At 37.0% G+C, this 12,011-nt stretch carries 13 protein-coding genes; 5 read left to right on the forward strand and 8 right to left on the reverse strand.

Annotation, left to right across the window (positions count from 1 at the left end):
* Nucleotides 1-161: 161 nt before the first annotated feature.
* The 3 genes from pdxA to B554_RS0100760 are packed head-to-tail and all read left to right on the forward strand — an operon-like array spanning nt 162 to nt 2,821.
* The gene (gene pdxA / locus B554_RS0100750; protein ID WP_081400252.1) at nt 162-1,145 is read left to right on the forward strand and encodes a 4-hydroxythreonine-4-phosphate dehydrogenase PdxA; all 984 of its coding nucleotides are present in this window, start codon (nt 162-164) and stop codon (nt 1,143-1,145) included.
* A gap of 23 nt (nt 1,146-1,168) precedes the next feature.
* Entirely contained in the window at nt 1,169-1,981 is an 813-nt protein-coding gene (rsmA, locus tag B554_RS0100755) for a 16S rRNA (adenine(1518)-N(6)/adenine(1519)-N(6))-dimethyltransferase RsmA (RefSeq protein ID WP_004704118.1), read from the forward strand.
* Entirely contained in the window at nt 1,982-2,821 is an 840-nt protein-coding gene (locus B554_RS0100760; protein ID WP_019456614.1) for a symmetrical bis(5'-nucleosyl)-tetraphosphatase, read from the forward strand.
* A 40-nt stretch (nt 2,822-2,861) separates the two neighbouring features.
* On the opposite strand, the gene B554_RS0100765 is transcribed toward B554_RS0100760, so the two are convergent.
* The 4 genes from B554_RS0100765 to hflX form a co-directional block, all read right to left on the reverse strand.
* A complete protein-coding gene (locus tag B554_RS0100765; RefSeq protein WP_019456615.1) occupies nt 2,862-3,305 on the reverse strand; it encodes a DUF2147 domain-containing protein in 444 nt (147 codons plus the stop codon).
* A gap of 83 nt (nt 3,306-3,388) precedes the next feature.
* Entirely contained in the window at nt 3,389-4,063 is a 675-nt protein-coding gene (locus B554_RS0100770; RefSeq protein ID WP_019456616.1) for an LrgB family protein, read from the reverse strand.
* Nucleotides 4,064-4,073: 10 nt separating this feature from the next.
* Nucleotides 4,074-4,445, reverse strand: a complete 372-nt coding sequence (locus tag B554_RS0100775) for a hypothetical protein (RefSeq protein ID WP_019456617.1) — start codon at nt 4,443-4,445, stop codon at nt 4,074-4,076.
* Nucleotides 4,446-4,487: 42 nt separating this feature from the next.
* Nucleotides 4,488-5,822, reverse strand: coding sequence for a ribosome rescue GTPase HflX (hflX, locus tag B554_RS0100780; protein WP_019456618.1), 1,335 nt, complete (start codon nt 5,820-5,822; stop codon nt 4,488-4,490).
* 203 nt (nt 5,823-6,025) lie between these two features.
* Here hflX and B554_RS0100785 point away from each other — a divergent pair, with 203 nt between their 5' ends.
* Nucleotides 6,026-6,835 carry a lysophospholipid acyltransferase family protein gene (locus B554_RS0100785; protein WP_004704128.1) on the forward strand — a complete coding sequence of 270 codons (810 nt, stop codon included), beginning with the start codon at nt 6,026-6,028 and terminating at the stop codon, nt 6,833-6,835.
* Here B554_RS0100785 and B554_RS0100790 read toward each other — a convergent pair whose 3' ends face one another.
* Nucleotides 6,836-8,461 carry a phospholipase D family protein gene (locus B554_RS0100790; protein ID WP_004704129.1) on the reverse strand — a complete coding sequence of 542 codons (1,626 nt, stop codon included), beginning with the start codon at nt 8,459-8,461 and terminating at the stop codon, nt 6,836-6,838.
* Between the two features lie 106 nt (nt 8,462-8,567).
* Here B554_RS0100790 and B554_RS0100795 point away from each other — a divergent pair, with 106 nt between their 5' ends.
* The gene (locus B554_RS0100795) at nt 8,568-9,578 is read left to right on the forward strand and encodes a metallophosphoesterase (RefSeq protein ID WP_019456619.1); all 1,011 of its coding nucleotides are present in this window, start codon (nt 8,568-8,570) and stop codon (nt 9,576-9,578) included.
* 46 nt (nt 9,579-9,624) lie between these two features.
* On the opposite strand, the gene B554_RS0100800 is transcribed toward B554_RS0100795, so the two are convergent.
* Genes B554_RS0100800 through B554_RS0100810 form a run of 3 tightly spaced genes read right to left on the reverse strand, consistent with a single transcriptional unit; the run spans nt 9,625 to nt 11,851 of the window.
* On the reverse strand, nt 9,625-10,104 hold the full coding sequence (locus B554_RS0100800; RefSeq protein WP_019456620.1) for an OmpA family protein: 480 nt from the start codon (nt 10,102-10,104) through the stop codon (nt 9,625-9,627).
* A gap of 14 nt (nt 10,105-10,118) precedes the next feature.
* Nucleotides 10,119-11,342, reverse strand: a complete 1,224-nt coding sequence (locus B554_RS0100805; protein WP_004704135.1) for a diguanylate cyclase domain-containing protein — start codon at nt 11,340-11,342, stop codon at nt 10,119-10,121.
* A 5-nt stretch (nt 11,343-11,347) separates the two neighbouring features.
* Nucleotides 11,348-11,851 (reverse strand): YfiR family protein, encoded by a 504-nt coding sequence (locus tag B554_RS0100810; protein WP_004704137.1) that lies wholly within the window; start codon nt 11,849-11,851, stop codon nt 11,348-11,350.
* Nucleotides 11,852-12,011 lie beyond the last annotated feature (160 nt).

A 12,011-nucleotide genomic window follows, 5' to 3' on the forward strand; every position in this document is an offset into this window, starting at 1 on the left:
TATTATAGTTGGTTTGGACTATGGAATCTGTCCAAACAAAAGGAGCGAGCATTCTAAACGAGTTTGTCCAAAGTCACAAGAAAAATCCAGTTTAAGGTAGATAATTTAATCCCTAATCCGATGAATGTAGGATATGTTAAAATAATTCAAATTTTAGAAATGTGTCGGGGGTGATTGTGCTGCCTTTATATGTCACTTCCGGTGAGCCTGCCGGTATTGGTCCAGATATTTGTTTAAGTCTGGCGAAACGAGTTGATGAACGTCCTGTTGTTGTTTTAGCTGACCGAAATTTATTGCAACAACGTGCTCAAAAGCTTGGCTTGGATATTAAGTTTTTAGAGTATACCGGACAGACTCAATCATCTTTGCAAGGTGAGCTTTATATAGAGCATGTTGCATTAAAAACAGAAGTCACTGACGGTCAATTAGACCCAGCTAATGCTGCTTATGTATTAGAGCAACTACGTCGCTCAGCTGATTATGCAATGTCAGGTAAAAGTGTAGGTGTAGCTACTGCGCCGGTACAAAAATCAGTCATTAATGATGCAGGAATTTTATTTAGTGGTCACACCGAATATTACCAAGAGTTTGCAGGTGTTGAGCGCGTTGTCATGATGCTCGCCACTAAAACCTTGCGAGTTGCTTTAGCGACTACACATTTACCTTTAAGAGATGTAGCAGATGCGATTACCAAACAACGCTTGCATCAAGTAATAGACATCTTGCTTCATGACTTAAAAACTAAGTTTAAAATTACCGATCCAAGGATTTTGGTGTGTGGCTTAAATCCTCATGCGGGTGAAGATGGTTACTTAGGCCGTGAAGAGATTGATACTATTAATCCGGTACTCGAGAGTTATCGATCTCAAGGCATTAAAATCAGTTTAAGTATGCCAGCAGACACTTTATTTACTCCTGAACATCTTAAAAATGCTGATGCTGTTCTTGCCATGTACCATGATCAAGGCTTACCTGTGCTAAAATCACAAGGTTTTGGTGAAGCAATTAATATCACATTGGGCTTACCGTTTATTCGTACTTCGGTCGATCATGGTACTGCTCTGTCTTTAGCTGGGACAGGTTTGGCAAAAAGCTCAAGTTTAAATGTCGCTGTCGATTTAGCTTTATCGTTGGCAGCGAGTTAAATTTTTCATGTTGGAAATGTTCTATGTATCAAATTAATGCCCTAAACCCGAAAGATGAAGGGCATAAAGCTCGTAAACGTTTTGGTCAAAACTTCTTACATGATCAGCGAGTCATTGCCAAAATTGTACGCTCTGTCAATCCGCGTACAGGCGATAATATTGTTGAAATTGGTCCGGGCTTGGCTGCATTAACTTCTCCTTTAATTGGAGAGTGTGATGCTTTAACAGTTGTTGAGTTAGACCGTGACTTAGCAGCGGGTTTGCCAGAGCGTGTTCCACATCCAGAACGTTTAACTATTGTAGAAGCTGATGCATTAAAATATGACTTTAGTGAACTCGTAAAAGATGGTCGACCATTACGTGTAGTAGGCAATTTACCTTATAACATTTCAACACCACTACTTTTTCATCTCTTGGAATTTGGTAGCAAAGTCAAAGATATGCACTTTATGTTGCAAAAAGAGGTGGTTGATCGTATTACTGCTGAACCAAATACAAAAGAATATGGTCGTTTATCGGTAATGATTCAATATTATTGCCAGCCTACGTTTTTATTTGAAGTTCCTGCAGGCGCATTTAATCCACCGCCAAAAGTAACGAGTGCAGTATTCCGTTTAGTTCCTTACGAACAAAAACCGATTGTCGCAAAAGATGAGAAAGCTTTAGCTCGTTTGGTTGCACACGTGTTTACACAGCGCCGTAAAACCCTAAGAAACAGCCTTAAAGGTATGTTGGCAGAAGATGGCTTTGAGAAAGCAGGCGTTGATCCAATGGCTCGTCCAGAAACTCTGACGCTTGCCGAGTTTGTCGCTTTGGCAGATCAAATGGTGGCATAAATGACCAAGCGCTATAATTATATCATTGGAGATGTTCAAGGTTGTTTTGAAGCACTCAAAGCATTGCTGAAAGAAATACGTTTTGATCCTGACCAAGATTTTATTTGGTTTGCTGGTGATTTAGTTGCACGTGGAGAAAATTCTGTCGGTGCACTTCGTTTTATTAAAAAACTAGCCGATCGTGGCGCAGCTGCAACCGTCTTAGGTAATCATGATTTAACACTGGTTGCTTGTGCTCGTGGTCTTAAAGAAATTAAAGAGAAAGATCGTACACAGGATGTTATTGACGCTGTGGATGGTGATGAACTCATCGACTGGTTACGTAAACAGCCATTATGTTTATTTCCAAATGATCAAACTGTGCTAACGCATGCTGGTATACCTTGTATTTGGGATGCAGAAAAAACGGCTGCTTTAGCAAAAGAAGTTGAAGCTGTATTAGCACATGATGATCTGTCTGTATTAGATGCTTTTTTAGCTGAAATGTATGGTTCAAAACCAGATCTTTGGACAGATGGCTTAATTGGTAATGACCGCCTACGCTGTATTACCAATTATTTAACTCGCATGCGTTTAACTAATGCAGAAGGTACTTTGGAATTTAGTTTTAAAGATACTTTAGATGCACCTATGCCAGAAGGTTATTTACCTTGGTTTGAATTTCCAAGTAAAGCTGCACAAACACATCAAGTATTCTTTGGTCATTGGGCTGCTCTAGAAGGCAGAACAATTAGTGAACATATTCAGAACGTAGATGGTGGCTGTGTGTGGGGTAAAAACTTAATTGCTTATCGTCTTGAAGACCAGCAAAGTTTTTCAGTAGTTAATCCTGTCATGTAATAAAAAAAGCCGCATAAGCGGCTTTTTTCTTTTTTAAGATTTATTCTAGGCGAATCCAGATTTGATTGCGGCCTAAAGCTGAAACTCCAAGATAACCACGCATGTGTAGACGGTTACCATTTGCACTGAGTTTAGCTTTTAATCCGTAAACTTTGCCAGTATTTGGGTCTAGAATTTTCCCACCAGTGTAGGTTGTACTATCCACTTGTTTTAAACCAGTCGCGATATCTAAACCTACAATATGCTTATTGGTATAAGGCGCTGGGCAGTTATCACAAATTTCTTTTGGTGTATAACCCGGACGCGGTGTAATTTTTACAACTTTTCCTGAATAAGTACCATTTGCCTCTTTTCGTATTTCTACATGAGCCTTAGGCGTACCAGTTTTATCGTCAATCGTTTGCCACATACCAGTAATATCAGCCGCAAAAGTAGCTGAATTTATCCCCAATAAGAGCATCGCTCCAACAAAAAATTTCCCCATAATCAAAAATCCTTTTAGATTTGAAAAGATCATCTTATTTCTAATTGATCACTGGTTCAATGTTTATTTGAACTACTTTTTGATCAGGAAATTCCTACAGATAACATGAAAGTCGGTAGCCATATGGCGGTAAATACACCATTTAAAGCCATACCAAAAGCGGCATAACGACCCGCAACAGGGCCACGTTGCCAAGCTTGAGCTGTTCCAATAGCATGTGCGGCTAAACCTAGAGCTAAACCTGATGCTCTTTCATCATGAATATGCTTAAGTAAAAATGGTGAAAATGCTGCACCAATAACTCCTGATAAAATCACAATTAACGTGACTAATGTTTCAGGGGCATGTAATAAAGTTGCAATGTTTAAAGCAATAGGTGTAGTTACAGCGCGTGTAGCAAAAGCCAGAATAGTAGGCTCAGACATATGCAATAAATAAGCAAGGCCCATTGGTAAAGCAACAGCGCTAATACTTGCAAAACATAAGATTCCAACAACCGATTTAAGAGGTAAATCGTCATAACGCATTGCAGCCAAAGGTATCGCTAAAGCAACGGTGACATACCCTAATAGGTGGCTGAATAAATCGTTTACGTAAAGTCGGTATTCTTCATAAGGAACTTTCAAGATTGACAATAAACCAATCACAATGAACATACCGAAAACTAAGAGAGGGACTTGAGGGAAACGGCGGTTTAAAGGTTTTGCACAAAGGTAGCCAACTAGAGTGATCAAAAATCCATATAAAATCATAAACATTTTATTCTCCTTATAACCAGTGTTTGGCCATTTTTGCATAGACCCACAGCGGGATAAGGGTGCTCACCACTAGTACAAAGAGAAATAAAGGAATTTCTTTGCCCATATGCACCAGCATAATTAATGATCCTGCACAAATAGGTAAAAAAGCAAAACCACTTTCTTTCATGATTTTATTGTTGGTGTCGACTAGTCTTAAAGGAATTTTCTTAAACTTGCGCCAAACGAGCAAAATGATGAGTAAACTAATTAAGCCGACTAAGTTTCCTAATTCTGGATGACCAAAAGTACGCATAACGACGACTGAGCCTTCACGAAAGCCGATAATAAGTAGAAAAGTTCCTACCCATGCTGCCCAATCTATACTTTTGATCTTATCCATATTTTTTATCTCTAAAAGTTTACTTATCAAGTTTTAACTGATCTAGTTCTTGATTTCAAACTCTTCCAGTGGTCGTTTAAACTGACTCGCCCGTTCACCTAATATCTCATCTATAGGTAATTTGGCTTGGCGAATTAATTGCTCAAGCTTATGAGGAGCTATTCGTATATCAATATGTAATAGCCCTTCATCATCATAATGTTCAGATTCGATAACGTTTAAAGCATAAAGCTGGGTACGCAATTTGCCATAAGCCGGTTTAAGAACTAATGAGAATTGTTGAAGTTGGCCCATTAAGCATTCTTGAACAGCTTGACGTAGTAAATCTAGACCTAAACCTGAATGTGCAGATACATAAACGCGATCAGGAACATGAGGCTCTGAATAAACAATTTTGGCCTCTTCACCACTTAAATCGATCTTGTTGTAAACACGAAGGACAGGGGCATCTGCGCCAATTTCTTTTAACACACCTTCAACAGCTTCAATCTGATCCAGCATTTCATGGCTACTGCTATCAATTACATGTAAGAGTAGTGTTGCTTCAAGCGTTTCTTCTAAAGTTGCCTTGAAAGACTCAACTAAATCATGTTGTAGGTTTCGCACAAAACCTACAGTATCTGCGAGCACAACAGTACCAATACCATCCCATTCTAAACGACGTAAGGTTGGATCAAGTGTTGCAAACAGTTGGTCGGCTGCATATACATCACTTTTCGCTAAAATATTAAATAAAGTAGATTTTCCAGCATTGGTATAACCCACTAAAGATACGGTTGGAATTGAAGCTTTTTGTCTGGCTGCTCGTCCTTGTATACGAGTTTGATGGACTTTCTCTAACTTGTCTTTTAACTGAGTAATACGTACACGAATGAGACGACGGTCTGTTTCGAGTTGTGTTTCACCAGGACCACGTAAGCCAATACCACCTTTTTGTTGTTCAAAGTCAGCAGACCAACCACGAATCAGGCGAGTTGATAAATGTTTAAGCTGAGCAAGTTCGACTTGTAATTTACCTTCATGGGTGCGGGCACGTAGGGCAAAAATATCCAAAATTAAACCAGTACGGTCAATGACCCGACATTTTAATATTCTTTCTAAATTTCGTTCTTGAGCGGGTGATAATGCATGATCAAAAATAACCAGTCCGGCTTCTAATTCTTGAACTTTCTCGGCTATTTCATCGACTTTACCTGAACCAATAAAAAATTTAGGATTTGGCTTATTACGTTGTACTTTAACGTGCTCAAGAATATCCGCACCAGCAGACTGTGCAAGTAGAGCAAACTCTTCGGCATCCAGATCATCTAATAATTGTACAGACACACTCACCAATATTGTGCGCTCACCGCCTTGATGCCGATCAACAAATTCCACGTGGCTATAAATCCTGAAAAGGGTAAAACTTTATTCTAGAGGAAACTTGAGTAAAAGGGGAAAGGGTTTACTCTTATCCTTTAGATTATCTACATGCATTTTATTTTTTATTTGCTTCTATCGCATAGCGATGCAAGTTAATTGCGAAACGTATAGAATGGCTCGAGATAGGTATAACAATGATTGATCGTTAGTGAAATTTTATGGCTCAAACGCAAAGTATATTAAATTCAACGTTAAAGAAATTTTCTAAAATAGGCTTGTACGGAAAGAAAGTTACTTCAGCAACTGCGGCAATCAGTGAAGGTTTTTATTTAGTTTATCGTCATGGACTCTATAAGGATCCAAATAATCCTGTTAATACACGATACGTCCAATATTTTTGTCGCCGTTTATGCAAAGTCTTTAACCTCGATGTTCAAGTGCATGGAACGATTCCTAGAGAGCCAGCTTTATGGGTAAGCAATCATATTTCTTGGCTTGATATTGCTGTTTTAGGTTCAGGTGCGCGCGTGTTCTTTTTGGCTAAAGCTGAAATAGAAAATTGGCCTATTTTTGGTAACTTAGCAAAGGGTGGCGGTACTTTATTTATTAAGCGTGGCTCTGGTGACTCTATTAGAATTCGAGAGCAAATTGCTGAATTCTTAAAACAAAATATTCCAGTATTATTTTTTCCTGAAGCGACCACTACAGATGGACATTCTGTTAAAAAAATACATGGTCGCTTACTCGGGGCTGCTATTGAAGCCAAGCGTCCAGTACAGGTGTGCTTAATTTGCTATGTAAACCGTCATGGTGAATTAGATAATGTCGCGCCATTTATTGGTGAGATGTCATTTGTTGAACATATTCAGCATGTGCTAGAAATGCCGAAAGTAACAGCTCATCTACTGACCTTGCCTCCTATCTCGGTCGAAGGGCACGATGTAAAAAGTCTGACTCAAGAAGTCCAACAAAAAATGGTAGAAGGTTTGGCTCAATTACATCAAAAAGTACTTAAGCCAAAAAGTTAATTACATAAACCCTTCGAGAGGTAGCCATGAAAGAAACTTCATGCCTGCCTTTTGCCACCATTTCATTTCTGGTTCTTTTTTATAAATAACAGGTCCTTTGGAGGTTTCTTGTTGCCAATAAATATTGTTATTCGGGTCGAGCTTTAATTTATAAGCATATTTATTTAAGTTTTCATCCATCGTATGGTGAATTGTTTTTGCTAGCGATGGGCTATCTAAAATTACACCAATTTCAGTATTTAAATAAGCAGAACGTGGATCAAAATTGAATGATCCAATAAAAACCTGTTCATCTAAAGCCATGAGTTTGGTATGTAAGCTTGAGCGACTTAAGCCTTTCATGTTTACTTTAGCCTTAGTTGCCAACTCTTCCGTATTTTTATTTAAATTACGTTTATCTGGTGCTGGTAAAAACTCATAAAGTTGTACGCCGTTTTTCAAAAGTTCTTTTCGATATCTACCATAAAAAGCATGGACAACAGCAACGTCATTTGCCTTAAATGAGTTTGTCAAAACTCGAACTTCTACACCTTCTTTCGCAAGCGTACTCAAAATTTTAGCGCCTTGCTTTTCAGGAATAAAATAAGCAGAAATCAAATCAACATTACTTTCGGGCTTTTCCAAATGGTTAATCAATTGGAAATTTAAATGCTCTTCTTTTTTTGCTTTTGACTTAATTTTATCAGGGGAGTCTTTTACGACCTCTGCCTTAACCCAGTCAAATTGAATGTTATGGTCTAGCCATTTATCAAAAGCATGCGACTTAGAAGTTAAGTTAAGAAAGTTTTGAACAGTTGCCTGTTGATAATGAGCATCGAGTTGTTCTTTTAAACTTTCATAGCGTAAACGATGTTGTTGAGCACTAACAATGCTCTGGACCGAATAGGCATATTCATGATTCCAGTAATCATCAAAAGAATTTACGATGTCATCAACAGCAGCACCGACTAACATGACATCAACATCAGAAAATTGGTAATTATCACTGACGTTATAATACTGATTTGTCATATTACGCCCACCAATGAGCGCTACCTGATTATCAGCAATAAAGCTCTTATTATGCATACGACGATTGATACGCTTTAAGTCTAAAATCATATCCATCGCGCGGTATTCGCGAAAACGGTAAGGGTTAAATAATTTAACTTCAATATTTTTATGCTGAGAAAGGGCCAGTAAAACCCCTTCCATTTTTTTAGCGTTATTATCATCAATCAATAAACGTACTTTAACGCCACGATCTGCAGCACGAATAATCGCATGTAAAGCTAAAGCGCCGACCTTGTCATTATCCCAAATATAATATTGTAAATCTAAAGTCTTTTCGGCTTTATCAATCAACCTTAAACGAGCCGCAAGTGCTTCTAATGGATCATTTAACAGATGATAACCCGTTAAATTTGGATTTTGTTCCCGCAAAGGTGTAATAATTTTTGCAAGTGAAGTTTGAGATGTATCGATATCTCGTGCATATTCAATTGGTTCTGCACGATGTTTGGGTAAAGTGCTACAACCTGTCAAAGTCACAGCAAAACTTGAACAGACAACTAAAGAAGCTTTGATCAAAAAGCCTTTAGCCTGTTGATGAGTTTGAAGCTGTTTGGAATGAAAGGATTGTGCCATAATCAATACATACGATAAGGTGAGCTAGAGTATAATTCGTGCATATTGAAAGATAAATATTGAATTTGATTACTAGCAATCAATATAAGATAAGTCGAGAATCGTAATGTGGAATCCAAATTCAATCATCTTTTGTTTTTACTTTATTTTTTCAATACTTGCCTTGTGGGGCATTGTCGAAGCTTGGATTCATCAATCACGTACAGAAACAATTCATCCATTTAAAGCTTTTGTTCACCTACTTACTTTTTATCTATCTTATCTTCTTATTCCACTTTGGTTCTTTAATTTATATGCAGGTTGGGTAGGATATTACTCAATTCATCAAACCATTTTTATCTTTTTATTAAGTGGTATCCTCATTTATGCACGTTTTATAGAACCGCATATGGTACGTGTTGATGTTCACCAATATCGTTTGAATCCGGATCGCCGTTTTAATAAGCCTGTAAAAGTTGCTTTAATTGCTGATTTACATATAGGTTTATTTTCCGGTCACGAACGTCAACTCAAAATCATTGTGAAAAAACTCAATGAGCAACAACCTGACTTGGTGGTTGTGTCAGGCGACTGGACCTATGAACCAGAAGACAAACTAGTACAAGAACTGGCTGTACTCAAAGATATTCAAGCTCCAGTCTATTCAGTTCCTGGAAATCATGATGAACAATATCCAGGACCACCTATCCAACAATTATTAAAAGATGCACTTTACTACAATGAAGTTATGGATATTGAAGGTAAAATTGTTGAGTTTGACGAATTTCGCTTAATTGGTATTGGTGATCTATGGGCGGGAAAAACCGATATGCGTTCAATGCCAAACTTACCACAAGATAAACCGTGGCTAATCCTCTCACATAATCCAGATACAGTAGATATGGTTCCCAAATTACCTAATCGACCTTTGATGTTATCAGGACATACTCATGGGGGACAGGTCGAGCTTCCGTGGGTAACTAATTACATTATGAAAAAAGTATCAATTTTAGGTCACAAGCGTGGCTTTTATTCACACGAGCATGCTGATGTATTTGTTACCGTAGGAACAGGTATGGTTGGCATACCTTTAAGATTTCGTGTACCACCGACTATTGATATTATTGAACTTGTATAAAACAAAAAAGCCAATCACGAAGATTGGCTTTTTTTAAATAAGAAAATTAAGGAATAATGACGATTGCAACACGACGATTGATTGCCCGATTTTCATTGGTTGTGTTTGGTACATATGGTTGAGTTGAACCACGTCCAATAACATAAATATTTTCCTTTTTAAAACCACGAGTCAAGAAAAGGTTAGCAACACTTTGTGCGCGCTCTTCAGATAACTTCTGGTTGTATTCAGGATTACCTACATCGTCAGTATGACCAACAATTTTTAACTTATTCAAATCATATTTATTTAATTGATTTGCTAAGCGTACAAGCTCTGCTTCATGGCTTTGTTTCAACGTTGCATCATTAAAATCAAATAATAAACGTTCTGGTAAACCTAGAGTCCAGCCTTCGTTAGTTAGAACAAAACCCTCTTTCTTTAGCATTTTTACTTGACGATATTTCAAAGGGCCAAAACTCAAGCAGCCTGCAAGAGTAATGCACAGCAATGCAATAAACGAGAGTTTTAAAGATCTTGTATTCATAGATTAGCCTAAATTTAATTCTCTGGTTTATAAATAAACCAATGTTGCTCAGAAGTCTTAGCCTTATACATCGCCTGATCGGCTTGCATAATAAAATCTTCTGGACTAGACGCAAATTGGGATAAAGCAATCCCCACACTAAAACTGAAATAAATCGTTTGATCATTTAGATGCAAAGGTTCTTTACAGCTTTCGAGTAAATTTTCAGCAATAGATATTAAATGATCAGCATGACTAATGGAATGCAAAATGACCGCAAATTCGTCGCCGCCTAGACGAGCAATAAAATCTTGATGCCGTAAACGAGTCTGTAATCTTTTGGCCATCTCTTTTAAGACTTCATCACCAGCTAAATGTCCGAACTGGTCATTAATTGCCTTAAAGTTATTATTATCTATAAATAATAGAGCAGACTTGTTGTCAAAATCCTTGTCTTCAAACATATCCAACAATATTTGATAAAAATAATGTCTGTTTGGTAGTAATGTAAGTTGGTCGTGATGAGCTTGAAAAGATAGTTTGCGATTTTCCTTTTGTAGCTGATTATCCCAAATTTGAATTTCTTCAAGCAACTGATTAAAAACAGTATTTAAATCTTGAAACTCTTTAATACGGTTATATGGAAAGCGAAGATTATAAGCTTTCTGTTCACTTACGATTTGAGCAATATTGGTAAGAGGATAAATCGCCTGCATAATTTGACGATAAGTTAAATTCACTGACCACCATAGTGCACAAACAATAAATAACATCGCGATCGCTAGACCAACCATAATCATCTTTAAAAATTGCAATATTTTTTCAGAGCTACCAAAAAGCGTTAGCTCGCCAACATTCTGTTGGTGATGATAAATCGTTAAATGTACAGGCTCATTTAAGAACCAATGATTAAACCATCCTTCCAAAACAGAAGTTTGACTAGACAACTTAAAACTTTGTGCAATTAAATGATGTTCAGAATCATAAATATGAATCGCTCGAATAGAATGATCATTCGTATATTCATTTAAGATCTGTTCTATTGTGATCTTGTCATTAAACACTACAGCAGGTTGAATACGCTCAAGAAGCGTATGACTAAGTAATTGCAAATTCTGCTTTGCATAAGTTTCCATAGTAAAAACGGAAATAGATACAAAGGTAAAAGAACAAATAAAAAAAGTAATCGCAAAAATCGTAAATTGAGACTTTCTAAAAAGAGCATGTAGAGAAGTGGACTGATACAACTTAGATATCATGGCCCTTACTCCGCATTCTTAGCCAAGAGTAATACCCTTGGATCAATATGGACCTTGGAATGGCTTAATGCATCTAAGTTAACTTTAAAAGTGGTGTAATTATTTTGATCATATAAACAAAAGATACTACCAACTTCACATTCTGGATTATTAATACTTAAAGAAAGCAAAGAACGATATGGATAATTCTGAATTAAATTTTGTTGTTGTTGAGGAGAAGTTGTAGAAAAGTAAACAGCTTGGCAATGTGACTTGGGGAAATCTTTAACATTAACTGTTTGTACACGATAATTATAAGATAATTGTTGAATATAAGACTGAAAAGTAGAAGTAATTGAAGCATTATCAATTACACAAAGAGTAGGGGTGCTTACATTCTCCCATTTGCTATAACTTAAAATAGATAAAGTCAGCACATAGAAGTTATGTTTTGAATTGGCATACGCAGGCCCACTCGTAGCAAGCACTACAAGTATGCAGAATAATACTTTCTTAGCGGAATGCCACATGGTGAGTTAATGCCACATCAATTGCATGAATAATCTATTCTACATGAAGTTGATTAACTAAAAAAAGTTTAATATCTCATCTAATTTTCACTAAAAAGTCTAAAAAGTGACCGCTTGAATAATAAAATATGAGAAAGGTATTGCAAAGGGATCTTAATCC

The sequence above is a fragment of the Acinetobacter sp. GG2 genome (assembly GCF_000292385.1).
GTDB classification, from domain to species: Bacteria; Pseudomonadota; Gammaproteobacteria; order Pseudomonadales; family Moraxellaceae; genus Acinetobacter; species Acinetobacter seifertii.